We start from the raw sequence: 25,761 nt of genomic DNA on the forward strand, positions 1-25,761 counted from the left end.
GCGCTATTTGATGCTGCGGATGCGCATGATCAGGCCGGCCGCGATGAGCACGATGATGATCGACGTGACGAACACGACGGAATACGCGACCTCGGGGGTGCTCGTGGTGTTCATCATGGATTTGACGATGATGACGGTCACCGGGGTCAGGAGCGCGCCGAGCACGGTCGAGAGGGTGTTCGCCAGGTTAAGGATGCCCAGATCCTTGCCTGCCTCATCGGGGTTGGGGAGCACCGATACGTTGAGCGCCTGATCGATGGCGTTGTAGACGCCGTAACCGAATCCGGCGATGCCGGCGAAGAGGTACATTCCGGTCGCGGATCGGAAGAGCAACGGCATGAGCGCGCCGAGCGCAAACAGGCAGCTGGCCAGCGCGACGGGGAGCTTGCGGCGGCCGATCCTATCGGTGATGGGGCCTGCGCCCACGGCGGCGATCAGCGATACGACCAACGTGATGACGGCCATGGTGGCGATGGTGGAGGCGGCTTTGAGCGTCGCCTGCGGGTCACCGGCGAAAACGTAGTCCTGCGCGATGAAGAGCTGGTAGGTGTTGATCATCCAGTAGCCGGCCATCATGAGCGTTCGTCCGGTGAGGGCGAAGTAGAAATCAGGGGCGTGGCGGGGAGGACGGAAGCCTTCGATGATGGCATTCGCGTCCAACCGCGTTGTGCCTTCGTCGGTGCTGGGCCGCTCGCGGAGCCAGATGGCGACGACGATGATGCCGATCGAGGCGAAGATGACCAGGCCCATCATCCAGCCGGCGAAGATGCCAGCCTCGCCACGGGCCAACAGTCGGGCGCCGATGAAGGAGCCGAGCGTCTGACCCACGGCGATGCCCGCGCCGTAGAAGCCGGAGATCGTGCCGCGGAACTTCTCGGGAACCCGGTCCGACATGGTCGCCACATAGGGGGCGAGCATCATGTTGTACCCGACCTGGGAGAGGCACCACAGGACGATGATCATGATCTGCGATTGCGTGAAGGCCAACGCGCCGATGCTCAGGCCGGCGAGGATGCCGCCGACGATGATCCACGGCGAGCGCTTGCCGAAGCGCGAACGGGTGTGGTCGGACAGGCTGCCGAAGATGACGTTGGACAGCAACGCCACGACCGAACCCGCGGCGTTGATGATGCCCAGCATCGATTCCTTGCTGGCCGGGTCGATCGACTCGAGCACACGGGGCAGGATGATCGAACTCAACGCCACCCAGGGGATGGCGCAGGCGATGGCGCTGAGCGTGAAACCCACGCCGATGCGGACGAGTTCGACGTGCGTGGGCCGGTGGCCGTCGGCACCGACCTCATCGCCGCGCGTGGGCACGGCGTCGGATGCGAGCGTGGCGTCCTGCGCACCGGCCATCGAGGATTGTGGCGTGTGTTCCATGAAGTGTGTCCTTATTGGCAGCCGTGAAGGAGGAGTACGGTACTTCGGTCTCTTCTCCGGCGCGACATCGTCCGCTCGGTCGGGTGGACATGGTGCCGGTGCGTGTGAGCGTGGTTATCGAACCGGTCCAATACTACAAGGAGGGATGACATGGTCATTTGGCACGCATCGAAGCGCCGGGATGCGGTGTGAGGAGGGTGGCGGTTGTACGGTGGATGACATGGAAACGATGCGGGATGCGCTCGACCATGGCCCCGAGGCCGGGGATGACGACGCCCGTTACGCCGCCGAGCTTCTGGACCGCCTGTCGCATTCGAAGTTCCGGGCCTCGTTCTCGCTGGGCGCCGCCGACCGCGCCTATGCGTGGTCCAAGGGCATTCCGGTCGTCGCAGGACACGCTCGTGAGCTGCTGCGCGCTAGGGTCGGTGCGGCCAGGCCGTTCAAGGACGGCAAACAGACCCCGTACCGCGGGCACCCGGTGTTCGTGGCCCAGCACGCCACCGCCACGTGCTGTCGATCATGTATCGCCCGTTGGCATGGCATACCGGTAGGTGTCACATTGTCGGATCGCCAGATCGAGCGGTTGGCGACATTGGTCACGGCGTGGATCCAGCGCGATCTCGACGCCCATCCCCGCCCGACCCCCGCCTCAGTGCAGCCGCGAAAGCGGGGGAGAGGTCGGGGTCGGGCGGGAACGCCCAAGCAGCCGACGCTGTTCTGATCACCGTCGTGCCGACTGCGTGTTCTCGACGGGACCGTCGGGCGGCACGATTCGTTCAGCGCCGTCCGCGCCACTGCGCCGCCGTGATGCGACGCACCGCCTCGTCTCGGTACACCTCGCCGAGCAACGCCAGGTGGGCATGCCGATGTACGCGGATAAGGGAGAGCCCCAGCTTGTCCATCACCTTCGAGGAACTGATGTTCGTCAGGTCATGGGTACCCCAGACCGCCGCAAGCCCCAGGTCCTCGAACCCGTGGCGCAGCACCTCGCGCGCCGCTTCCGTGATGAGGCCGCGGCCCCAGAAGGGTGTGCCGATCCAGTATCCGATCTCCATAGCGTCGCGCCGTTCCGTGTCGTCTGCCTCGGTGAGCCCACTCAATGGTTTGAGCCCGATGGATCCGACCGCCTCGTCCCCGGGCTTCAGTACGACGGCGAACGTCTGTGGAGCACTAAGCACGGTGCGGATGATCTCGGCGCTCTGCGTCTCGCTGGTGTGCGGGGGCCATGCCGCCGAGGGGCCGACTGCGGGATCTCTGGCGTAAAGGAACAACGACCTGGCATCCGCCCCGTCGTCGATGTGCCACGGGCGCAGGACGAGGCGCCGGGTGACGAGCGTCGGGGTCCGAGGTGACCGGGATGCCGACGTCGATATGGTTTCGGTCATGATCCGCTCCTTGCTCGTGCACGCCGTGGAGTGTGTACGGCGTATGCGCCCATGATACCGGCAGAACAACCAGCTCGGCGCACGGCGGTATATCCGGCATCGGAGGATAGGTATCTCAGGCGTTGAAGCCGGGCGTGCGGAGCTGGATCGTCAGGCGAACGCCGGTCACTATCCAGCCCATGCGGTAAGCTAGACGGACTCTTTGGCGCGATGCATGGTGCACGACATCATGTGGGGGAAAGTCCCCGCGCCAAATGCGCGCGGCCCGACGTGGCCGCGTCCGGCGCAATGCGCGTGATATGACATGATGATCGGCAGGTCATGGCCATGGCCGCCTCCATGCCTCCGTGCATCGCCCGAGTGACGATATCAAGTGTCGAACGGTCCGCGTCATCGCATGGCGACCGTGTAGCCCAAGGGGAATATGCAATTTCAAAACGACGTTGAACAACACGATAATGAACACGGCCAGGGGAAAGGTGAGCGCGGTGACTCCCGGCTCGCCGCGGATCCGCCGCGGTCCGCACGGGGGCTCAAGACACATCATTGGGGTGGGATGCGGCTGCCGCGGCTGCGTAGGCTGAGGCAGGACGATATCGTCGTGGTCGAGCAGGAGGATGTGCGTCATGCGGTGCTTGGCACGGCGGTCGGCAATTTCATGGAATGGTTCGATTTCGGCATCTACGGGTATCTCACCATCGTCATGACCACCGTGTTCACGCAGGGCATGCCTCGGTCGATCGGCCTTCTGGTCATGTTGCTCGGGTTCGCGGTGAGTTTCCTCGCGCGGCCGTTGGGTGGTTTCATCCTTGGTCCGCTCGGGGATCGGATCGGCCGTCAGAAGGTGTTGTTCGCCACCATGTCGGTGATGGCGTTGTCGACGTCGCTGATCGGCGTGATGCCCTCCGCGGCGCAAATCGGCCTGTGGGCACCCATCCCCCTCTATGTGCTCAAGATCATTCAGGGGTTCTCGACCGGCGGTGAATACGCGGGAGCCGCAACATACGTTTCCGAATTCTCACCGGATAAACGGCGTGGATACTACAGCTCGTGGCTGGATGTCGGCTCGTATCTCGGCTTTGCCTGCGGTGCCGGCGCGGTCGCTCTGACCACGTACGTCTCGCAGCGGTACTGGGGTCCGGACGCCATGGTCAACGGTGGATGGCGGATACCGTTCTTCATGGCGGTTCCCCTTGGGGCGCTCGCGATCTACCTGCGGGTGAGGATACCGGAGACCCCGCATTTCGAGGAGGAGGGGGATGCCGAGGAGTCTCGGCCCCGGCTGCGTCGACGTGGGCGTTGGAGTCTCGCGATGCTCAGCCCGGAGGCGCGTGATAAGCGGGTGTTCGGGCATCACGGCACCATGGGGCTGCTGCGCAACTTTCATCGGGAGATCATCCTCGGCATCATGATCGTGGCTGCCGGGAACACGGTCTCCTATACGCTGACCAGCTATATGCCCACGTATCTGGGCAACGAGATGGGGGCTGGACCCGTGACCTCCGCCGCGGCGACCATCCCCGTATTGGTGCTTGTCGCGGTGTTGCTGCCCATCGTTGGCGCGCTGTCGGACAGGATCGGTCGACGGCCCGTCTTCACCATGGCCGTCGTGGGCACGCTGGTGCTTATGCTGCCTGCCTTCATGTTGTTGCACACTCACACCTCATGGGGCCTACACCTCGGTCTGGTACTGGTGGCTTTGCCGACATCGGCGTATATCTGCGTCATGGCTTCAGCCATCCCCGCGCTGTTTCCGACCAGCTCGCGTTTCGCCGGGATGGCCGCCGCCTATAACGTCGGCGTCTCACTCTTCGGCGGCACCGCGCCGTTGATTATCCAGGCCCTGATCGAAGCCACGGGGAATCGGTATGTACCTGCGTGGTACGCTATGTTCTTCGCGTGCATCGGCGGTGTGGCGATATGGATGGTGCCGGAGACCTCCGGCAAACATCTTATGGGTTCGATGCCCGCCGTGGAGACGCGGGCCGAGGCGGCGACCATCGTCGCGACGCAGGACGACATACCCGCCAAGGACCTGCACACCATGCCCGTCGAGGCCATCGCGGCCGCATGGAAGGAACCGGATCGCGATGTGCACGCTCCGGTCGAGGGGGCCGAGGCGGCGGGTGATGCGCACCCGCCGCAGCATTAGACCGTTCGGTGCGCCGTCGTGCGTTGGCCGCGGATTGTACGCCTTCCACGACGTACGATATCGACAGTCGATCGTCACGACTACGGAGCAGAGCGCCACCGTACGCTCCATTGCGTACGGCGGCGCTCTGCTGCCCCGCGCCTCCCACGGGAATCATCAGGTCGGGATCAGCGGCGGGCAGGGGAACGACTCAGTGGAACTGCATGCCGCCGTCGACGATGAGGGTCTGGCCGGTCATGTAGTTCGAATCGGGGCCCGCCAGGAACGCGACCGCGGCCGCGACGTCCTCAGGATCCGACAGACGACCCATGGCGATGTCCTTGGAGAAGGTTGACATGCCCCACTCGTCGTCCTTGCCCGCATTCTGGGCGACCTGATGGGCTATGTCCATCATCATCGGGGTCTTCACGATCCCTGGGGCGAAGGCGTTCGCGGTGATGCCCTCCTTCGCCAGGTCGCGGGCGGCGACCTGGGTGAGGCCTCGCACGGCGAACTTGGTCGAGCTGTAGAGCATGAGATTCGGGTTGCCCACGACGCCGGCCTGGCTGGTGGCGTTGATGATCTTGCCGCCGTGCTTGAGCTCGCGGAACTTGCGCACCGCCGCCTGGATACCCCAGATGGTGCCCGCCACGTTGACGTGCATGACCTTGTCGAAGAGTTCGGGGGTGATGCTGTCGATGGGGGTAGTGGGCCCGAGACCCGCGTTGTTGACGATGACGTCGAATCCGCCCAATTCGCTCGCGGCCCGGTCGACCGCCGCGGAGAACGCTTCGCGGTTCGATACGTCGAGTGCGATGGCGGTCGCCTTGCCGCCCGCCGCCGTGATCTGCGCGACGGTGTCGGCGGCCGTCTTCTCATTGAGATCCGCGACCGCGACGGCGAAGCCGTCCTTGGCCAAACGCTTGCAGATCGCTGCTCCGATGCCTTGCCCACCGCCGGTTACCAAAGCCACTGGTTGTGTCATAGTCGACTCCTTTGTTCAAACGGCTGTTGTTCAAACGGCTGTGACACTCATCGTAATACCGAACCATGCAGAGTTGCGTAAGCGACACCACGGAGTGTCGCCTACGAGTGCATTGGTGGACGGTCGTGACGCCGTCCTATGGCATGGGCGTCGCGGTGCCCGCGGTGGTGGATGCGGTGACGCCGGGCATGGATGCAGCGTGATCGTTGCGCATCGAATGGTCGTGCGTGGAGTCGGTCCTCATGGTGTTGTCCATGTCGTCGTCCTGCGCGTCCTCCAGATCCATGTGCTCGTGGAACCACACGCGTTCCGCGGGATTGATATCGAGCGCATCGAGATACTTCTGGTACATGGGGTAGAGCAGGCGCAGCCCGGGGTAGAGGGCGAAGAGCGCGTGTTCTGACTTGCGGTTGCGCCAGTGGTCGGGGTGCGCCCTGAACGTGTTGTTGAAGCGTTTCATGTAGGTGCGGAACGAGCTCAGCGAGGTGTCCATGCGGCGGGCCGAGATCGCGCAGATCATGGTCCGGGCATACACCGTCTTCATGTTCTTGCCCAACAAATGCAGCGAGACATCCACGTCCTCGTGCATCACGTCGTCCTTGTCGCGGCATACCTCGCCCGAGATGGCATGCCAGGCGGTGGCGCGCAACGCCATGTTCGAACCGAACAGCAGGACGCGGTTGCCGTCGGCGCGATAGGTCTCGCGGCGTATCTTGTCGTCGCCCTTGAGGCCGACGCGACGAGCGGGCATGTCGTAATACAGCACCGGTCCGGTCACCCCCATGGCCCGCGGGTCGTCGGTGAACAGGGCGGTGACGACCTCGACCCAGTCGGGTTTGAGCATGCAATCGGCGTCGATGCGCCCCAGGATGTCACCGGTGGCGTGGTTGAGACCGTAGTTGCGCGTGGGGATCAGCCCCTGCTCGGCGTCCTGGTGCAGTAGTCTGACCGGCGCCTCGGGGTGGTCGCGGATGAAATCCCGGACCACGCCGACGGTATCGTCGGTCGACCGGTTGTCGACCACGATGACCTCGTGAGGTGCGACGCTCTGCCGCAGGGCATTGGTCAGGCAATCGGCGATGCGGTCCTGCTCGTTCCACGCAGGAATCACTATCGAAACGTTCAGCATGGGTACCAGAATAAACTGCGATGTCTACACAGGCCCGCCACCAGTGAATGGTGACGGGGCTTCGGCGTCGTGCGGCGGCACCAACGGGAGCCCTCGAGCCGGGGTCGGCATCGGTCCCGAAACGGGCGTCGATATGGCGGCCTTTATGTACCATGGCAGTCATGAGTTCACGTGATGGAAAGACGATTGATCTGGCTGCGGTGTTCCCCGCGAAAGGAGACTCCCGACGACCTCCGGACTGGTGGGGACGCGCCCTGCTGTATGTCGCGATAGCCGTGTTCCTCTCGGTGTTCGTCTGGCGTTCCTGGGGCAAGGTCGACTTCGTGGTGCTCGATGTGATCATCGCCCTGTTCATCGCCCTGGCGATCGAGCCGCTGGTGATCCGGTTGGTGCGCCATGGCTGGAAACGCGGAGCGGCATCGGCCGTGAGCCTCATCGGACTGATCGTCGCAAGCCTCGCCCTGCTCGCCCTGTTCGGCAATATGTTCGTGCAGCAGGTCATCTCCATGGCCCGCGGATTCCCGGGACTCTACGACGATTTCGCGCGCAGCCTCGCCGCGCAGACCGGGTGGCGTCCGCCCGCCAAGGAAAGCCTGGGCGGAGAGATACTCAAGAACATCCAGACCTCGTGGATCACGAACTTCGCCGGTCAGGCCGTGAGCACCACGGTGAGCATGCTGGGGGCGTTGCTCAACCTGCTCACCGTCGCCATGGTCACCTTCTACGTTTCGGCGGCCGGTCCCAAGATGCGTCGGAGCCTGTGCCAATGGATGGCGCCCACCGCGCAACGACGGTTCCTGCTGGGCTGGACCACCGTGCAGGACCAGATCTCCGGATTCCTGTTCTCGCGTTCCATACTCGCCCTGATCAACGCCGTGTGCATGTCGATCTTCCTCGTGGCGATCCATGTGCCCTATTGGCTGCCGTTGGCACTGTTCTGCGGCCTGACCTCGCAGTTCATCCCCACCGTGGGTACCTATATCGGCGGCGCGCTGCCGGTGCTCTTCGCCTGGGCCTCCAACGGCCTGGGTTACGGTCTGGCGGTGCTCGTCTTCATCGTCGTCTACCAGCAGATCGAGAACCTGCTGCTGGCCCCGAAAATCTCCGAGCGCACCATGGACCTCAATCCCGCGGTCGCTTTTTTGTGCGTCCTGGTGTTCGGTGCGATCTTCGGCGCGCTGGGCGCATTCCTAGCCCTGCCCGTCACGGCGAGCCTGCAGTCGATCTTCAAGGTGTATACGCGCCGCTACGAACTGGTCGACTCCCCGCTGATGTCCGATCCCAACCCCGTGCGTAAATCCAAGGTCGTCGAGGGGGCGGAGGCCTTCAACGAGCGGGTGATCAAGCCCGTGAGCGAACGCATGCCCCGCGCCGTGCGTGGCTCGAGCGCGAGGGTGCCGGTCGACGAGGAGGTGGCCCGCATGCAACGCGAGCTCTATGCCGAGCATCAGCGGCCGTCATCCGACGGCGACGACAACGGCGACGGGGTCGATGAATCGCGCACCGTGGCCATACCCAAGAACGCCCTGTCCGGACATGGTGCCGGCAAGCACCTCAACGGTGTTGAACCGGGTGCCGGGCATCGGGACGACGCTTCTCACCGGGACGACGCCGCACGTGAGGATGACACTATGCATCGGGACGGCGCCGGGCATCGGGACGACGGCACGCCGACGAACCCGCGAAGCGGGTGGCGTCGATGATCCTGCTCAGTATTCTCGATATCCTCATCTGGGTTCTGGGCCTGGTCAGCCTGGTCTATCAGGTAGTATGCATCCTTGCCGGTCTCTTCGCCCGCCAGGTGCGGTTCCCCGACGCCCCGATGGACAAGCGCTACGCGGTGCTCATCTCGGCCCGTGACGAGGAGTCGGTCATCGGCAACCTCATCGATTCGATCCGCGCCCAGACCTACCCCTCCGCGCTCATCGACATCTGGCTGGTGGCCGACAACTGCTCGGACGACACCGCCCGCATCGTACGGGAGAAGGGCTGCCATGTCGTCGAACGGTTCAACCGGGAGCTGGTGGGCAAGGGCTACGCGCTGAGCTATCTGCTCGACCACATGATCGACTCCGGCGCGAGCGAACGGTATGACGCCTACTTCGTGTTCGACGCCGACAATCGCCTCGACCCCCACTACTTCGAGGAGATGAACAAGGGCTTCCACGCCGGGTTCAAGATCCTGACCAGCTACCGCAATTCGGTGAATCTCTCAGACAACTGGGTCTCCTCGGGTTCGGCGCTGTGGTTCATCAGGGAATCGAGGTTCCTGAACAATTCGCGCATGGTCTTCGGTTCGAGCTGCCATGTCGGCGGCACCGGTTTCATGTTCTCGCGTGAGATCATGCAACGCAATCGCGGATGGAAATTCCACCTGCTCACCGAAGATCTCGAGTTCACCATGGATTCGGTTCTCCACGGCGATCGGATCGGCTACTGTGGCACGGCCATACTGTATGATGAGCAGCCGGTGACCTTCGCCCAGAGCTGGCGGCAACGGCTGCGCTGGAGCAAGGGATTCCTGCAGGTGTTCCGCTACTACGCGCCGTATCTCATCCGCCGCGCCATCCGCGAGCGGGATTTCTCCGCCGTGGATTTCACGTTGCTGGTCTGCCCCTTCATGTTCCTGAGCCTCATACGGTTCTCGCTGGGCTTCCTGTTCGCCGCCTTCGGCTTCGTCAGCTGGTCGACCCAGGTCGGCGCGCTGGGCGGCTGGCTGGGGGCCAGCGTGCTGGGCGCCCTCGGTATGATGGTGCTCGCCTGTCTGACGATCGTGAGCGAGCGGGGGCATATCGGCGCGACGAACAAGGAATTGTTCGCCTATGTCCTGAGTTTCCCGATCTATATGTTCAGCTATGTGCCCATCTCGTTCCAGGCCATCTTCTCCAGGGCGGAATGGAAGCCCATCGAACACCGCGGGGCATGATGCCGGGGTGTGCGCGGGGCGTGTGGGCCCGATGCCGCCCCTCGGTGCCAGCCCCGTGCCCCGTCGGGCATAATCCACGTCATAATCACACGTCATAAGCACGGATACCAATAAAGGAATGACCATGAACGAGATACAGCTCCACGAACCGCAGACACCCATGTACGGCCTGCCGGCGCCGGACCCGAATGCGGCGGTCTCCATCAGGGGCCTGTCCAAACGGTTCGGTGAGAAAGTCGCCGTCAACGGCCTGTCGCTCGACATCCCGAGCGGCTCCTTCTACGGATTGGTCGGACCCAACGGGGCCGGCAAGACCACGACGCTCACGATGCTCACCGGTCTGCTGCGACCCGACGCCGGCATCGCCATGATCCTGGGCGTCGATGTGTGGCGTGATCTCGACGCGGCGAAGGGGCTCATCGGCGTGATGCCGCAGTCCGAGGAGATCTTCGACAGGCTCACCGGCATGCAGCTGCTCATGTACGCGGGCATGCTGCGCGGTATGCCGCGCGCGGAGGTGTCGCAGCGGGCGAACGACCTCCTGGGGGCCTTCGACCTGAGCGAGGCCGCCAACACGGCTGTCACCGACTATTCCTCGGGCATGACGAAGAAGATCTGCTTGGCGACCGCCATGATCGACAGTCCGCGCGTGCTCGTGCTCGACGAGCCGTTCGAATCCGTGGATCCCGTCTCGAGCGCGAACCTGCGTGACATCCTCATCGAATACGTGCAGACGGGCGGCACGGTGATCGTATCTTCACATGTCATGGCGATGGTGCAGAAGATGTGCAGCCATGTCGCCGTCATCGACCACGGTCAGGTCAAGGCCGCCGGCACGGTCGCCGAGGTCGCGGCGGGCGAGGACCTCGAGGAGCGGTTCCTTGATCTGGTCGGAGGGCGGCATGCCGCGGCGCATCTGGCCTGGCTCGACGGTGGGAGGGCGCAGGACGCTCCGGCATCGACGCCGGCCGGCGTCGATCCGTGGCGTGGTGCTCCGTCACCGGCGGCTCCGGCTGGCGGAGATGAGGATGGACGGAGCCGAGAGACGGGGGAGTCCCGATGAACCGCCTGCTCACCATCGTGCGCCTGCGCTGGGCCCTCACCTTCGCGACCCTGCACCGTTCGGTGTGGCAGGTCGTCGGTTTCGTCATCGGACTGATGTTCGGTGCCGGCGTGGTCGTCGGAACCGGCGTGGTCGCCTGGTTCGCCGGGATCCCGTTCTTCCGCGGCCTCCTGCCCGCGGATCTGGCCGCGAACGACGCCTGGATGACCGCCATCATGCAACCGACCATGGTGGTGGTGGGCGCCATGGTGACCGTGTCTACCGCGCTGGCCCAGATCCTGGTGATCGGCGAAGGCGGGACGATGAACCTGCGCAACTTCGCCATCTACGGCATCCCCGACCGCACGCTCAACCTCGGCTTGACCCTGTCGACGTTGTGCGGCGTGCCCTCGATCGTCGGGATGCTCTCGTTGACGTTGTGGTCAATGGCCTACCGACGGGCCGGAGGTCTGGTCGTGCTCACCCAGATCGTCGCCGGCGTGCTGGCGATCGTGACCATCGCCAGCATCGCCAAGATGCTCGTGGCCCTGGTCGGCACCTTGATGCGGTCGAAACGCAGCAGCAATGCGTTGTATGTGATCGTGACGCTGCTCATCGTCGTGGCGGCGCAGCTGCCCAACATGTTCGCACAATCGATGGCGTCGGGGCGGTTCGAGTTCTCGGCTTCCGGATTCTCCTCGGCCGTGGGATGGTTGGCGTGGACGCCGTTGTCCGCGGCTTTCCAGTTGCCCTTCGACGTGCTGGCCGGTCGGTGGGTCGCCCTGCTGGTTCGCATGGTGATACTGCTGGTGACGATCGCGGCTTGTTACGAGGTGGGTCTGTGGTGTCTGCGGCGCGATCGGGTTGCGGCCCCACCCGCAGCCGCAGGCGCCAGGGTGAAGGGCGCCGGAGCTTTCGGCTGGATGCCCGATTCGCGCTCCGGCGCCATATCGGCGCGCGTGCTCACCCATCTACGGCACGATCCGCGCCAGTCCATGATCCTCATCATGCCCATCCTGTTCGTCGTGATCTTCGGCATCCGCACCGAGCTCCCCGGTTTCATCTGGCAGTCGCTCATCTGGGGCGGCCTGTTCATGAGCATCACGGAAAGCAACGGGTTGGCTTACGACGGCCGAGGATTCACCATGCAGGCGCAGGTGGGGGTGCCCGGCCGGGATGACCGGCTCGGCCGCGTGCGGGTCTATGGCGTGATAGCAACGGTCTACCTGGGGGTGCTGGGGTTGGTGATCCTGGTCGTGACCGGTTCGGCCGCCAGCGTTTCGGGATGGCAGTCGCTCATGACGTTCCTCGGTGCGGGTTTGGGCACGGCCTACGTCGGCCTGGGGGTCGCCGAGGTCATCTCCTGCCTGTTCCTGTACCCGGTGGCGAGCATCGACCGTCCCTTCTCCTCACCCCAGGGCCGGGCGTTGGCACAGGGCTTCATGCCGTTCCTGTACATGCTCATCATGCTGGTGATGCTGGTGCCGACCGGGGTGGTGGCGATCATGTCGCTGGTCGTGGGCTTCCCGGGCTGGATCGCCGGCCTGGTCGGTCTGGCCAACGGCCTGCTGGTCCTCGCCGTGGGCGTGTGGCTGGGTGGTCGGGTCATGGATCGACGCCTGCCGTCCATCGTGGCCACCCTGCAGTCGCTCGCCAGCCTGCAGAAGTAGCCGGCGAAGCGCCGAGCCGCGGGGTTGTTGGATCCGGGCCCTATTCTTAGGTCCTGAAATACGCCGTGCAGGTTCACAAGGGGGAGCAGTGGCCGCTGATACACAGGACATGGGGCCGGGCCGCCGTCATCGCGTCATATGGTCGGTGCTCGCCGCGGCGGTGACCGCCGTCTTGTGTGCCGGGTATGTCGTCGGCGACCTGTTCGACACCGTTCCCGGCCCCCTGACCATGAAGGCGATCGACGCGCCCGCCTATGAGCGGCCGCGCGTATCCCTGGCTTCCGGCCGCATCGTGGGCAACGTCGCGCGGGGCGTGCCCATCGACGCCGCGGCGGTGCGTGGACTGGTCGATCGGTTCGGCGCCACGCAGGGACTTGGTCAGGATTACTCCGTGGCCATCGTCGGCGATGACGGCGATGAGGTCGCCGGCCACGACGAGACGGTGTCGCGTGAACCGGCATCCACGCTCAAGACGCTCACGGCGCTGGCCGCCGCATCGAAACTGGATATGGGTTCCACGTTCCCCACACGCGTCTATCTCAATCAGGCCACAGGCCAGCAGCCCACGCTGACCTTGGTCGGCGGCGGGGACATGCTGCTCGGCGCGGGGGCGAGCGACCCCGCCCACGTCAACGGCCGTGCGGGTCTGGCCACGTTGGCCGATCGTGCCGCCCGGGGGCTGCGGGCCCGTGGCATCACCTCGATCCGGCTCGACTACGACGACACGCTCTTCGGCACGGTGCGCTCGCCCGCGTCCATCGCGCGCAACAATACGGGCAACCTCTTCTTCACTCCGATCTCCTCGATGGCCATCGATGGCGGACGTCAGTGGCGGGGTCCGGGCCCCGCGAACCCGGATGTGTTCGAGCAATACCCCGAGCTTTCCGCCCATACCGCCGCCGACGTGGTCGCGGCGTTCACGTCGTTGCTCGGGCAACGAGGCATCGACGTGCGTGGCGGGGCTTCGGCCGGTACGGCTCCCGACGGCATCTCGCCGCTGGCGACCGTGCATTCGGCCACACTCGGTGAGGTCATGTCCTTCATGCTGCGCCATTCGGACAATACGCTCGCCGAGGAGTTCGGACGTCTGCTCGCCATCCACGAGAGGCGTGAGAACACGCCCACCGGGGCCGTCTCGGCGGTCACCGCCACGTTGCGCGCGATGAACGTCGATCTGCGTGGTTTGACCATGGCCGACTGCACCGGGCTCTCACCTGGATCGCAGGCCACCGCATCGGTGCTCGCCAGGGTCCAGGCACACAATCTGCAGGTGGGTCCCGGTACCGCGGCCGCCACGGGGCTGTCCATACCGGGCGAGGTCGGCACCGCGTTCGACCGTCTTGCCGATCCCTCCGCAGCGGGTCTGTTGCGCGTGAAAACCGGTTCGTTGGACAGCGTCACCGCGATGACGGGCAACGTCTCACGCAAGCGAGGCGGAACGCTCGCGTTCGCGGTCATCGTGAACAACGCGCAGGACCCGCAATCCGCCCGGGACGGCATCGACGAATTCGTGGCCGCACTGGCGGGGTTGTGATCATGGCCTATTCACCGAGATTGCGCCAGGCGGTGGGCGGTGTGCGCCGCTCGCTCGAGTCGGCCGGCATCGCGCTGCAGGACGAACGGTTCTCTCGCCACGGCGAGCATCGGCCGGATCGCGATGCGCCGCTCGTGATGGTGGCTTGCTCCGGGGGCCGCGACTCCATGGCGTTGGCGGCCGCCGCCCACACCGTCTGCGCGAGCCTGGGCGTGCGCTGCGGCGCCGTGCTCATCGACCACCGGCTGCAGGAGGGTTCCCGTCGCGTCAGCGAGGAGGCGGCCGAGCGATGCCGGGCCATCGGCCTGGATCCCGTCGTGGTGCGGGGCGTCACGGTGGTCGCCCGTGGACAGGGTGTGGAGGCGGCCGCCAGGCAGGCTCGTTATGCGGCGCTCGCCGAAGTGGCTCATACGACTTCGGCCGCGGCCGTGCTGCTGGCCCATACGCGCAACGACCAGGCCGAGACCATACTCATGGGACTGCTGCGTTCCTCGGGGATCGATGCCTTGGCGGGCATGCCCGCACGGTTCGAGCGCGACGGCGTGACCTTCCTGAGGCCTCTGCTGGACATGACGCGTGAACAGACGACCGGCCTGTGCCGAGACCTCGGCCTGTCCTGGTGGGATGACCCGACCAATGCGGAACACATCGACCCGTCCAACGAGCTGCCGTCGCGGTACCCGTTGCGCACGAGAATCAGGCACGACCTCGTGCCGTATCTCGAGCGGTTCACCGGAGCCGATATCGTGGGCCACCTGACCTCGTCACCGCAAGCCGGTCTGGACAAGGCGTATCTCGACGAACGCGCCGACGAATTGGTCCGGCGAGGCATCGCGATCACCGGTGCGCGCTCCGGCGCGGTGTCGGACGAAGGCGAGGCGGTGTCCCGCGGCGCCCGGGCCGTCATCGACGTGGATGTTCTGGGGCGGGCACACCAGGCGATTCGTCTCAGGGCGATCGCCCATGCCCTGCACGACCTGGGCGTCCAGGGCTCCTCCGCCCAGGTCGTCGACATCGACCGGCTCATCGCCGATTGGCATGGCCAGGGCCCGGTCAGCCTTCCCAGCGGATACTCAGCATCCCGTCAGAAACACGTCATTCGCGTGTGCCAAGATGGTGGGCATGCAGATTGCTGATGTTCGAGATGATATAGACCACGAGTTGGTCAGCACAACCCAGATTCATGACAAGATCGCGGCCGTCGCGGCGCGGGTCAGCAAGGATTACCGGGATCACAACATCCTCCTGGTCGCCGTGCTCAAAGGCGCGATCAACACCATGGCGGCGTTCTCCCAAGCCCTGAGCATTCCGGCGCAGATGGACTTCATGAGCATTTCCAGCTACGGATCGGGAACCGTGAGCAGCGGCAGCATCACCATCCGGCAGGATCTGTCGACCGATGTGAAGGGCCGTCACGTGCTCATCGTCGAGGACATCGTCGACTCGGGTCGCACGCTCGACTGGCTCGTCAAGGAGCTCAAGCGGCGGGGTGCGGCTTCTGTGGAGGTCTTTGCGCTGTTGGAGAAGCCTTCGCGCAGGGAGACCGACGTTGATGTGAAATACAAGGGTTACGACATACCCGACGAGTTCGTCGTCGGATTCGGCCTGGATTACGACGAACGCTTCCGTAACCTCGACTCCATCGCGGTGCTCAAGGCGGAAGTGTATCAAGGAGAACAAGCATGAGCTTCCCACAAGGTCCGCAGCGTCCCCCCTCGGGCAATGGCAACGGCCCCGAGAACGGCGGCAACAATCCGTTCAGCAATCCGTTCAACCGTCGGGACGACGGTCAGGGACCCCGAGGCAAGCGTCCGTTCTGGCAATCGCCGTGGCTGTGGGTGGTCCTGCTCGTGCTCATGATCGTCATGGTCTTCCAGATGGTCGCTGGTCAGGGGCCGCAGTCCATCGAGACGAAGGATGGCCTGAGCCTGCTCAAGGGCAGCCAGATCCAATTCGCCGAAATCGTCGACAATAAGCAACAGGTCAAGCTCACCCTGGACCAGGACTTCACGCGGGCCGATCCGAATACCGGCAGGCAGCACAACTACGGCAAGGACGTGCAGTTCTACTACACCTATGCCCAGAGCCGCGACATCGTCCAACTCGTGCAGAAGGCCAACCCCACCAAGGGGTGGACGACCAGCATGCAGCAGACGAGCATCTGGAGCTACCTGATCACCTCGATCCTGCCCTTCATCATCTTCATGCTCCTCATCTGGTTCATGATGAGCCGCATGGGCGGTGCCGGCGGCGGCATGTTCGGCATGGGAGGCAAGAAGAACAACGGCAAGCTGCTCGAAGGCCAGACTCCGACCACGAAGTTCTCCGACGTCGCGGGCGAGGAGTCCGCGGTCGAAGAGGTCCGGGAGATCAAGGACTTCCTCAAGGATCCATCCAAATACAAGGCCCTGGGCGCCCGCATCCCGCGCGGCGTGCTGCTGTACGGCCCTCCCGGAACAGGCAAGACGCTGTTGGCCCGGGCGATCGCCGGCGAGGCCGGCGTGCCGTTCTACGCCATGGCGGGCTCCGACTTCGTCGAGATGTTCGTCGGCCTCGGCGCCTCCAGGGTGCGCGACCTCTTCGAAGAGGCCAAGAAGAACGCCCCCGCCATCATCTTCATCGACGAGATCGATGCGGTCGGCCGCAAGCGTGGCTCGGGCATGAGCGGCGGCCACGACGAACGCGAGCAGACGCTCAACCAGCTACTCGTCGAGATGGACGGCTTCGACAACGACACGAACCTCATCATCATCGCGGCCACCAACCGCCCCGATGTCCTGGATTCGGCCCTGCTGCGTCCGGGTCGATTCGACCGTCAGGTGGGCGTCGAGGCGCCCGATCTCGAAGGCCGTGAGGAGATCCTCAAGGTCCATGCGAAAGGCAAGCCCTTCGTGCCGGACGTCGATCTGCACGCCATCGCGGTGCGCACGCCGGGCTTCACCGGCGCCGACCTGGCCAACGTTCTCAACGAGGCGGCCCTGCTGTGCGCCCGTGCCGGAGCCCAGCTCATCGACAACCGCGCCATCGACGAGGCCATCGACCGCGTCCAGGCCGGCCCCAAGCGCCAGTCCCGTGGCATGGCCCTCGAGGAGATGCGCAACACCGCCTACCACGAGGGTGGCCACGCGCTCGTCGCCGCCGCGCTCAACAACACCGATCCGGTGACCAAGGTGACCATTCTGCCCCGTGGCAGGGCCCTGGGCTACACCGCGGTCATGCCGACCGAGGACCGCTACTCGCAGTCGCGCAACCAGCTGCTCGACCAGCTCGCCTACGCCATGGGCGGCCGGGTCGCCGAGGAGGTCATCTTCCACGATCCGACGACCGGGGCTTCGAACGACATCGAGAAGGCCACCGGCATCGCCCGTAAGATGGTCGTCGAGTTCGGTTTCTCCTCGAAGCTGGGCGCCGTGCAGTGGGAGCAGACCGACGATCAGGCCTCCGGGATCGACAGCCTGCAGCCGCGGCGGCTTTCCGCGCACACCGCCGAGCTCATCGATGAGGAGGTGCAGCGCCTCGTCGAGACCGCACACACCGAGGCGTGGACGATCATCAACGAGAACCGTGCGGTGCTCGACGACCTGGTGAGCAAGCTGCTCGTCAAGGAGACGCTCGACGCCCATGAGCTCGCGGCGATCTTCGCCGGCATCAAGAAGGCCCCGCAGCGTGCGCAGTGGTTGTCGAGCGACAAGCGCCCCGTGTCCGATCTGCCTCCGGTGCCGATCCCCGAATCACTCAAGCGTTCCGTTGGTATGAAGCAGGGGGAGTGACCCCACGATGACGATCGACGCCCCATCAGTGCCGGACACCCAGGTCAGCATGCGGATCGACGGGGTGGACGATGCCGTGCTGGCCTCCCTGAGCGGTCACATCCACATCGACGTCATGGTTCGCCGTGACGGCGATGAGACCGTGGCCGATGACGTGCCGGTACATTTCGGCCACCATTGGACCCCGACGGCCTCTGCGTCCGCGCCCGAATCCGGCGTGGACGGCATGCCGCAGCCGACGGGCGAATCCGGATCCGTACGGTCCTCGAATCGGCCGGAGAACGCCGAACCCGCCGAACCCGTCATCTCACGTCGGGCGGTCGTCGCGATGGGCAGTCGCGTCCCCGGCGCGGAGGAACGGCTCAGGGCCGCCGTGGTCACCCTTGACGCCACTCCGGGCAACCAGGTCGAGGGCATTTCTCCGCTGTATCATGCCGCCGGCATCGACGGACCCGATGAATCACGAGCCGTGATCGAACTGTCCACGCGCCTCGCCCCGCATACTCTCGTCGGACTGCTGCGTTCGGTCGAGGTCGGTCATGAAGGCGCCGTCACACTGCGTCTGGTCGACATGGAGGGCGTGAGCGTCGACGACGATACCTGCACCATCCCGTGGCCTCCGGCCCGGCGGAGTGCGGCCGTGCTCGCCCCCTGGTTCGACATGGATCCCGACGCGACCTATGACGGCACACCGGTGTCCTTCCTGCTGGCCGGCGCACCGGACGCGGATGCCGTGGGCATCCAATCCGATCATTGGATTATCGGGGAGACGCGATGAGGGCGCAGCGTATTCCGTGGTGGTACTACGTGACGGCGATGGCGGTGGGACTCGGCGCCGGCGCTGCGGTCGCGTATTTCGGCGAGGGTTTCGCCGGCGTTTCGCTGATAGGAGCGCCTTGGATCGTCTCCGCGTTATTGGTGGTGCTGGGTGTCGTGGTGCTGACCCTGGCCCTGCAGGTGCATCGATATGCCACGACCGATCCGCGCAAGCGTACGGCCTTCTTCGATCCCCTGCGGGCGGTTTACGCACTGGTGCTGAGCAAGGCCTTGGCCATAGCGGGAGCGACTCTCGCCGGTTGGTACGGCGGTCAGATTCTCGTCGTCATCACCCACGCCGAGGCGCCCTACTATACGACCGTCCTCATCGAGTGCGCCGTCACCGCCGTGATCTGTCTGATCGATATGGTCATCGGCATCATCGGTGAATGGCTGTGCCAGCTGCCACCGGACGAGGGTGCGGAACACCCCCGAGTCGCGGGCGTCTCCGGCCGCAGGAGCGTCACTCCAGCGGCGACGCGCGTGCGGCACTGATGCCGCCGAGCCATTGGGCTACTTGTCGGAGAGCCTCTCTTCGGGCACGCGGATCATGGCCTCCTGGCTCATGACGGCGACGAGTTCGCCGCTTTGCGCATAGACCTTCGCAATGCCCAGACCCCGCCCGTGCGCGGCGGTGGGGGCATCCTGGACATAGAGGTGCCAATCGCGGATATCCACGTCGCGGTACCACCACATCGAATGGTCCATGGAGGCGTAGGAGATGCCCGGTGTGGCGATGCTCAGCCCCGCGCGGCGCAGCACGGGCTCCATCATGATCTGGTCGCAACCCAGCGCCAGCATGGCGCGATTGATGGTCTGCGACATCTCGAAGTCACCGCCCACGGCACGCATCCAGACCATCTGCCTGCCGCTGTCCTTGTCGGCGCTGTCGCGGTCGGCCTCGAGCATGATCGGTTTCGAGACATGGCGGATGTCGAACGGCGATTGTTCGGCGTAGTAATTCGCGAACGGCGATTGTTCGGCGAAGGGCTCCATGAGCTTCTTGGCGCTCGTCAGGGTCTCGGGGTCCGGCACATCGGCCGGCATGGGGTCGGAGAATTCGACGCCGTTCTGGCCACGCTCCTGGAAGCTGGCGATGGCGGTGAGGATCGATCCGTGTGATTGGGTGACGTTGACGCGGCGGGCGGAGAACGACCGTCCGTCACGCAGCGACTCCACGTCGAAGAGGAGGTCCTGATGGATGTCGCCCGCCGTGATGAAATAGCCGTGGATGGAGTGCGGCAACCGTGAGGGGGGCACCGTCTTCGCCGCCGCCACGAGCGATTGGGCGATGACTTGGCCGCCGTAGACGCGGCCAGTGGGGAAGTACATGCTCTCACCGTTGATATACGTGTGCCCCCGGTAATTCGACGGGTTGTCGAGTCGCAGGACCCGGTTCAGATGTTCCAATGGAGTGGTGGATTCCTTCGTCATGTCGTGCCTCTTTGGTGTCGTCGTGATCGCTGGTGGTGACCGCTTTCCTCTTCGCCTTGACCCCGATGGTACGAGACCACTGTTTCAGGTCATGCTCGGTCATATTGCGGTTGGATGACCATACGGTGACGGCCACGGGTCGCTTGGTTGCGTCCGGGGCCGTCAGGCCATCCGTGGCCCGCCGTTCAGCGGGTCAGTTTGCGGTGCAGACGGTGGGGGCGTGAGGCTTCCTCGCCCAACCGTTCGACCTTGTTCTCCTGATAGGCCTGGAAGTTGCCCTCGAACCAGTACCAGTGCGCCGGGTGTTCGTCGTCGCCCTCCCACGCGAGGATATGCGTGGCGATGCGGTCGAGGAACCAGCGGTCGTGGGAGATGGCCACGGCGCAACCGGGGAAGTCAATCAACGCGTTCTCGAGGGATTCCAAGGTTTCGACGTCGAGATCGTTGGTCGGCTCGTCGAGCAGCAGCAGGTTGCCGCCCTGCTTGAGTGTCAGGGCCAGGTTGAGCCGGTTGCGTTCGCCGCCGGAGAGCACCCCGGTCATCTTCTGCTGGTCAGGGCCCTTGAAGCCGAAGCTGGCCACATAGGCGCGGGTCGGCACCTCGACCCCGCCGACCTCGATGTAGTCCAGTCCGCCGGAGACCGCCTCCCAGAGGTTCTTGTTGGGGTCGAGCCCTTCACGGTTCTGGTCGACATAGGAGATCTTCACCGTGTCGCCGATGACGAGTTGACCGGAAGTGACCGGTTCGAGCCCGACGATCGTCTTGAACAGGGTGGTCTTGCCGACGCCGTTGGGTCCGATCACGCCGACGATGCCGTTACGCGGCAAGGTGAACGACAGGTCGTCGATGAGCACGCGGTCGCCGAAGGCCTTGTGGATGTGCTTGGCCTCCAGTACCTGCGAACCCAGACGGGGCCCCGGCGGGATCTGAATCTCCGAGAAGTCGAGTTTCTTGGAGTTGCGCGCCTCGTTCTCCATCTGATCGTAGCGCTCCAGACGGGCCTTGTTCTTGGCCTGCCGCGCCTTGGGGGAGCTGCGCACCCAATCGAGTTCGTTGCGCAGGCGCTTGGCGAGTTTGACGTCGCGCGCGCCCTGGATCTCCATGCGCTTGGCCTTGGTCTCCAGATACGTGGAGTAGTTGCCCTTGTAGGGATACAGGTGACCTCGGTCGACCTCGCAGATCCATTCGGCGACGTTGTCCATGAAATACCGGTCGTGGGTGACGGCGATGACCGCACCCTTGTACTGGTGCAGGAACTGCTCGAGCCACAGGATGGACTCGGCGTCCAGATGGTTGGTCGGCTCGTCGAGCAGCAGCAGGTCGGGGGCTTCGAGCAACAGGCGGCACAAGGCCACGCGGCGGCGCTCGCCGCCCGAACATACGGTCACCGGGGTGTCGGGGTCGGGGCATTGCAACGCGTCCATCGCCTGGTCGAGTTGGGAGTCGAGATCCCAACCGTTCGCCGCGTCGATTTCGGTCTGCAGCTTGCCCATTTCCTCCATCAGCGCGTCGTAGTCGGCGTCCGGGTCGGCCATTTCCTCGCCGATCTCATTGAAGCGCGTGACCTTGCGGTACACGTCGCCGAACGCCATCTTGATGTTCTCGCCGACTGTCTTGGTCTCGTCGAGCGGCGGCTCCTGCTGCAGGATGCCCACGCTGTAGCCGGGGGTGAGGTAGGCTTCACCGTTCGAGACGGTGTCGAGGCCGGCCATGATCCGCAGCAGTGTGGACTTGCCCATGCCGTTCGGTCCCACCACGCCGATCTTGGCGCCCGGGAGGAAGTTCAGGGTCACGTCGTCGAGGATCGCTCGATCGCCGAAGGCCTTGCGGGCCTTGATCATCTGATAAATAAATTCTGCCAACTGGGGTTTCCTGTTCTTGCCTTAGGCATATGGTCCTAGGGGGTCGTATCGCGTCACCCATGCTAACCCAGCAGGCTGACCGTATCCGGCGTGTTGGCGCGGTGTCTCCGGGTATGCACGGGGCTTGGCTCGACCGGTTTCCTTCTCAGCGTATGAGCGGAGCATCCGGAGCGTGTTGTCGGGAACGCGCGCGTAAAATCGTGTAGCCGTTTGCAGGGATCCGATGTCGTCGGGTCCCGGTGCGGGCACGAGCGGATGAACCAGATGCATCCGGGGGCGGTGCAGGCCGGCGCATGTGGGGCGTCACCGCCGGGAGCATACCGTCCATGTCGTAGCCGGAAGGAGTGATCACATGACCATGCAAGGTTTACCCGAGGGGTACCGCGACGAGGGCACATATCTTGAGCCCCAGGATCAGGACCGTGCGGAATTCGTGGTCGAAGGCTCAAGGGCGCCGCGTGAGGCGTTGCCCATTGAGAATCCGCTGAGCTCCCCTGCGGCTCGTGTGCCGAAGGTCATCGCGCGCAGCTCCGGCATCGTGCTGCAGGGCCGCCGTTTGCATTCCTTTATATACAGCACCGATGTGGCGATCATTCGCAATACCAATGCCGACGCCGTGCTCGCGGTCTATCCGTTCACCGGACATCCGGTCATCACCCAGGCGATCCTGGCGGTCGCGCAGGCTCCGGTCTTCGTGGGCGTCGGTGGAGGAACGACGACCGGGAGCCGCGTGATCGAGCTGGCGGTCTTCGCGGAGATGCAGGGCGTGGCCGGCGTGGTGCTGAACTCCCCGTCGCCGGTGACCGCGGTGCGTGATGTGGCGATGGCGGTGAACATTCCCGTCGTCGCCACGGTGACGCAATGGGATCGGACGGTGGCCGACAAGATCGAGGCCGGTGCCGGTGCCATCAACGTTGCGGCGGGCAGGGACACGCCCCGCGTGGTCTACAGCATCCGCGAACGCTACCCGGAAATCCCCGTGCTCGCCAGCAGCGGCAGGGACGACGCCTCGATTCTCGAGACCATCGCCGCCGGCGCCAACGCGCTGACCTGGACGCCGCCGAGCGCCCAGGTGCTGCAGGGCGCCATGATGAACCGATATCGGGGTCAGGCGGACGGGACTCCCGACGATCACGGTGCACAGGCCGGCTCCTTTGCCAAGACGGGTCCGAAACACAAGCGCCAAAGTGCCGGACCCGGTGATTCGGTGCAGCGGAATCCCGCTCCGGGCTCCGACGGGGAACGCGATGCGGGCGATGACGCCACGCCCGATGACGGCCACGGGACGGCCGATGGCGGTGAAGCACTCATCATCCGGTAGGACTGCTTAGAGCAGCGCGGCGATGTTCCGCTCGAACTCCTTCGGTTCGGTTTTCGGTGCGTACCGCGCGACCACATGGCCTTGTCGGTCGATGAGGAATTTGGTGAAGTTCCACTTGATGCGATCGCCGCCGATGCCGCCCTTCTTCGATCTGAGCCAGACGTACAGCGGGTCGGCGTCCTTGCCGTTCACGTCGATCTTGGAGAACTGGGGGAAGGTCATGGCGAAACGGCCCACGCAGTACTCGTGGATCTCCGTGTCGCTGCCCGGGGCCTGACCGGCGAACTGGTTGCAGGGGAAGTCGAGGATCTCGAGGCCGCGGTCGCGATAGGTGCGGTACAGCGCCTCAAGCCCCTCGTACTGCGGCGTGAATCCGCAGCCGGTGGCGGTGTTGACGGCAAGCAGCACCTTGCCCCGGTATCGTGACAGCGGCACGTCGTGGCCGTCCTGCCCTCGCACGGTGAAGTCGTAGATGGTGTCGGTTGCCGGTTCGGTACCTGTGTCCTGTGTCATGATTCCTCCTTGATGAGCGGCGGTGATGATCGTCCATGCCGGTATCCTCCAGCCTACCGGCCGTCGGTTCGCGGGCATAGGGACAGGGCGATGTTCAGTCCTCGACGAACACCGCCGGCTCCAGTCGTGCTGATATGATGTGCCGTGCTTGCGTTTGCAACGCCAACTATGTACAGGAAGCCCCGACGGCATACCGTTCGGCAGGCTTCATATGAGTTCACCATGTGAAAGGCTATTGTGCCGAACCGTCGTTCTTCGTTGTCCTTCAATTCCCATAACCATACTGATGCCCCGTCCGCCAACCGGCATGACGAGGATGCCCTGTCGTCCGATCGCGCCTCGGGCGTGACATATGACGATGAGGCCCAAGCCCCCACCTTCGCCGAGCTGCATGTGCCCAACCGTCTGGTCAGCGTGCTGGCCAAGGACGGCAAGGACACGGCCTTCCCGATTCAGGCCGACACCCTGGCCGACTCGCTGGCCGGCCGTGATCTGCTGGGACGTGGTCAGACCGGTTCGGGCAAGACCTTGGCCTTCGCCATACCGCTGGTCGCACGGCTCGGTGAGAACAACGGCAGCGATGCCGCCATCCGCAGCTTCGAGCACTGGCGCGAGCACGGCGACGAGCGGTCGCGCCGTCAGGCCATGCTGCCGCGCCCGCGGGGCCTGGTCATGGCGCCGACGCGTGAACTGGTCAACCAGATCGACGAGGTCATACGGCCGTTGGCCGACGCCTACGGCATGGGCACGGTCACCATCTACGGCGGCGTCAACCAGAAGCGTCAGGTCGACGCCTTGCGCGACGGCGCCGACATCATCGTCGCCTGCCCGGGCCGTCTCGAGGACCTGTTGCACCAGCGCCTGCTGTCCCTGGAGGACGTCGAGATCTGCGTGCTCGACGAGGCCGATGAGATGGCCGACATGGGCTTCCTGCCCGCAGTCAAGCGTCTGCTGTCGCAGGTGGACCGCGATGGTCAGCGCATGCTCTTCTCCGCCACGCTCGACCACGGTGTCGACGCCCTCGTGAGTGAGTTCCTCACCGATGCGAAGATCCACGCCGTCGACGCCGTCGACGCCCAGGTCGATACGATGACCCAGCACGTCTTCCGGGTGAGCAAGCCCGACAAGTACGAGGTCATCCGCGAGCTCGCTTCGGGCAAGGGCAAGCGGCTGCTGTTCACGCGCACCAAGTACCAGGCCAAGAAGATGGCCAAGAAGCTCACCGACGCCGGCATCCCCGCCGTCGACCTGCAGGGCAACCTCTCCCAGCACCAGCGCGACCGGCATCTGGCCGCTTTCTCCGATGGCGATGTGCGCGTCATGGTCGCCACCGACGTCGCGGCCCGTGGCATCGACGTGAGCGACGTCAGGCTCGTCGTGCAGACCGAGCCGCCGGAGGATCCCAAGTCCTTCCTGCACCGCTCGGGACGCACGGCGCGCGCCGGCGAATCCGGCGACGTGGTGACCTTGGTGCTGCCCGAGCAGCGTAGCGAAGCTCGCGTCATGCTGCGGCAGGCCGGCATACAGGCCAAAGCCGAGGACATCACCCCGGCCTCGCCGGTACTCAAGGAACTCGTCGGCGAGCATGCCCCGCTCGTCAAGGGCTGGGCGCTGCCCACCCCCGTGCAGAACGTGCCCGGTACGGGCCGGCGCCATCGTGGATCCTCCCAGGGCCGTTCCGGTCGTTCGAAGGGGTCATCGCGCCGTGGCGGCAGGGATCGCGGGGGACGTGACGAGCGTCGCGACGGCTATCGCGAGGATCGCCGCGGCGGCGGAACCCGCTCTTCCGATCGCTCGGAACGCCGGAGCGAATACGGCACCGGTGACACGCAGGGCCTGCGCGATGCCTCGGGGCGTCGT

Annotated in this window: 20 protein-coding genes and 1 pseudogene; 14 read left to right on the forward strand and 7 right to left on the reverse strand. The window is 65.0% G+C overall.

The window, feature by feature from the left end; genetic code table 11:
- Positions 1-3: 3 nt before the first annotated feature.
- Positions 4-1,383: an MFS transporter gene (locus BMON_RS07190; protein ID WP_081882983.1), complete on the reverse strand. Its 1,380-nt coding sequence runs from the start codon at positions 1,381-1,383 to the stop codon at positions 4-6.
- A gap of 229 nt (positions 1,384-1,612) precedes the next feature.
- Here BMON_RS07190 and BMON_RS07195 point away from each other — a divergent pair.
- Positions 1,613-2,017: pseudogene (locus BMON_RS07195) on the forward strand (DUF4186 domain-containing protein); the annotation flags it as partial.
- A 142-nt stretch (positions 2,018-2,159) separates the two neighbouring features.
- On the opposite strand, the gene BMON_RS07200 reads toward BMON_RS07195, so the two are convergent.
- Positions 2,160-2,768: a GNAT family N-acetyltransferase gene (locus BMON_RS07200; protein WP_051917999.1), complete on the reverse strand. Its 609-nt coding sequence runs from the start codon at positions 2,766-2,768 to the stop codon at positions 2,160-2,162.
- A 424-nt stretch (positions 2,769-3,192) separates the two neighbouring features.
- Between BMON_RS07200 and BMON_RS07205 the strand changes: the two genes are divergently transcribed.
- Complete coding sequence (locus BMON_RS07205; protein ID WP_202805463.1) at positions 3,193-4,920, forward strand: MFS transporter; 1,728 nt, start codon at positions 3,193-3,195, stop codon at positions 4,918-4,920.
- Positions 4,921-5,110: 190 nt separating this feature from the next.
- Here the strand turns inward: BMON_RS07205 and BMON_RS07210 are convergent, their stop codons facing one another.
- Together BMON_RS07210 and BMON_RS07215 are read right to left on the reverse strand one after the other, a co-directional pair.
- Entirely contained in the window at positions 5,111-5,884 is a 774-nt protein-coding gene (locus BMON_RS07210; protein WP_033511668.1) for a (S)-acetoin forming diacetyl reductase, read from the reverse strand.
- 136 nt (positions 5,885-6,020) lie between these two features.
- Positions 6,021-7,013, reverse strand: coding sequence for a glycosyltransferase family 2 protein (locus BMON_RS07215; protein WP_081882984.1), 993 nt, complete (start codon positions 7,011-7,013; stop codon positions 6,021-6,023).
- A gap of 161 nt (positions 7,014-7,174) precedes the next feature.
- Between BMON_RS07215 and BMON_RS07220 the strand changes: the two genes are divergently transcribed.
- The 10 genes from BMON_RS07220 (at position 7,175) to BMON_RS07265 (ending at position 19,266) form a co-directional block, all read left to right on the forward strand.
- Positions 7,175-8,716 (forward strand): AI-2E family transporter, encoded by a 1,542-nt coding sequence (locus BMON_RS07220; protein WP_051918001.1) that lies wholly within the window; start codon positions 7,175-7,177, stop codon positions 8,714-8,716.
- The gene (locus tag BMON_RS07225) at positions 8,713-9,939 is read left to right on the forward strand and encodes a glycosyltransferase family 2 protein (protein WP_033511669.1); all 1,227 of its coding nucleotides are present in this window, start codon (positions 8,713-8,715) and stop codon (positions 9,937-9,939) included. Before BMON_RS07220 ends, BMON_RS07225 begins: the two co-directional genes overlap by 4 nt.
- Positions 9,940-10,063: 124 nt before the next feature.
- On the forward strand, positions 10,064-11,002 hold the full coding sequence (locus BMON_RS07230; protein WP_337588754.1) for an ABC transporter ATP-binding protein: 939 nt from the start codon (positions 10,064-10,066) through the stop codon (positions 11,000-11,002).
- Positions 10,999-12,651, forward strand: coding sequence for a hypothetical protein (locus tag BMON_RS07235; RefSeq protein WP_033511670.1), 1,653 nt, complete (start codon positions 10,999-11,001; stop codon positions 12,649-12,651). The genes BMON_RS07230 and BMON_RS07235 overlap by 4 nt, the downstream gene beginning before the upstream one ends.
- Positions 12,652-12,760: 109 nt before the next feature.
- The gene (locus BMON_RS07240) at positions 12,761-14,185 is read left to right on the forward strand and encodes a D-alanyl-D-alanine carboxypeptidase/D-alanyl-D-alanine-endopeptidase (protein WP_051918003.1); all 1,425 of its coding nucleotides are present in this window, start codon (positions 12,761-12,763) and stop codon (positions 14,183-14,185) included.
- Between the two features lie 2 nt (positions 14,186-14,187).
- Complete coding sequence (gene tilS / locus BMON_RS07245) at positions 14,188-15,321, forward strand: tRNA lysidine(34) synthetase TilS (RefSeq protein WP_033511672.1); 1,134 nt, start codon at positions 14,188-14,190, stop codon at positions 15,319-15,321.
- Positions 15,308-15,871: a hypoxanthine phosphoribosyltransferase gene (gene hpt / locus BMON_RS07250; protein WP_081882985.1), complete on the forward strand. Its 564-nt coding sequence runs from the start codon at positions 15,308-15,310 to the stop codon at positions 15,869-15,871. The genes tilS and hpt overlap by 14 nt, the downstream gene beginning before the upstream one ends.
- Entirely contained in the window at positions 15,868-17,955 is a 2,088-nt protein-coding gene (gene ftsH, locus BMON_RS07255; protein WP_033511676.1) for an ATP-dependent zinc metalloprotease FtsH, read from the forward strand. The genes hpt and ftsH overlap by 4 nt, the downstream gene beginning before the upstream one ends.
- Before the next feature lie 7 nt (positions 17,956-17,962).
- The gene (locus BMON_RS09325; RefSeq protein ID WP_051918004.1) at positions 17,963-18,733 is read left to right on the forward strand and encodes a 2-amino-4-hydroxy-6-hydroxymethyldihydropteridine diphosphokinase; all 771 of its coding nucleotides are present in this window, start codon (positions 17,963-17,965) and stop codon (positions 18,731-18,733) included.
- On the forward strand, positions 18,730-19,266 hold the full coding sequence (locus BMON_RS07265) for a DUF3180 domain-containing protein (RefSeq protein WP_033511677.1): 537 nt from the start codon (positions 18,730-18,732) through the stop codon (positions 19,264-19,266). The genes BMON_RS09325 and BMON_RS07265 overlap by 4 nt, the downstream gene beginning before the upstream one ends.
- Before the next feature lie 18 nt (positions 19,267-19,284).
- On the opposite strand, the gene BMON_RS07270 is transcribed toward BMON_RS07265, so the two are convergent.
- Positions 19,285-20,205 (reverse strand): acyl-CoA thioesterase, encoded by a 921-nt coding sequence (locus BMON_RS07270; protein WP_033511679.1) that lies wholly within the window; start codon positions 20,203-20,205, stop codon positions 19,285-19,287.
- A gap of 185 nt (positions 20,206-20,390) precedes the next feature.
- A complete protein-coding gene (ettA, locus tag BMON_RS07275; RefSeq protein ID WP_033511681.1) occupies positions 20,391-22,067 on the reverse strand; it encodes an energy-dependent translational throttle protein EttA in 1,677 nt (558 codons plus the stop codon).
- A 352-nt stretch (positions 22,068-22,419) separates the two neighbouring features.
- On the opposite strand from ettA, the gene BMON_RS07280 reads away from it, so the two are divergent.
- Positions 22,420-23,388 (forward strand): hypothetical protein, encoded by a 969-nt coding sequence (locus tag BMON_RS07280; RefSeq protein ID WP_193345835.1) that lies wholly within the window; start codon positions 22,420-22,422, stop codon positions 23,386-23,388.
- Positions 23,389-23,394: 6 nt separating this feature from the next.
- On the opposite strand, the gene BMON_RS07285 is transcribed toward BMON_RS07280, so the two are convergent.
- On the reverse strand, positions 23,395-23,901 hold the full coding sequence (locus BMON_RS07285) for a glutathione peroxidase (protein ID WP_051918005.1): 507 nt from the start codon (positions 23,899-23,901) through the stop codon (positions 23,395-23,397).
- 237 nt (positions 23,902-24,138) lie between these two features.
- On the opposite strand from BMON_RS07285, the gene BMON_RS07290 reads away from it, so the two are divergent.
- Positions 24,139-25,761, forward strand: a 1,623-nt coding sequence (locus BMON_RS07290) for a DEAD/DEAH box helicase (RefSeq protein ID WP_420307805.1), incomplete at its 3' end; no start/stop codon positions are given.

The sequence above is a fragment of the Bifidobacterium mongoliense DSM 21395 genome (assembly GCF_000741285.1).
In the GTDB taxonomy this organism is placed as follows: domain Bacteria; phylum Actinomycetota; class Actinomycetes; order Actinomycetales; family Bifidobacteriaceae; genus Bifidobacterium; species Bifidobacterium mongoliense.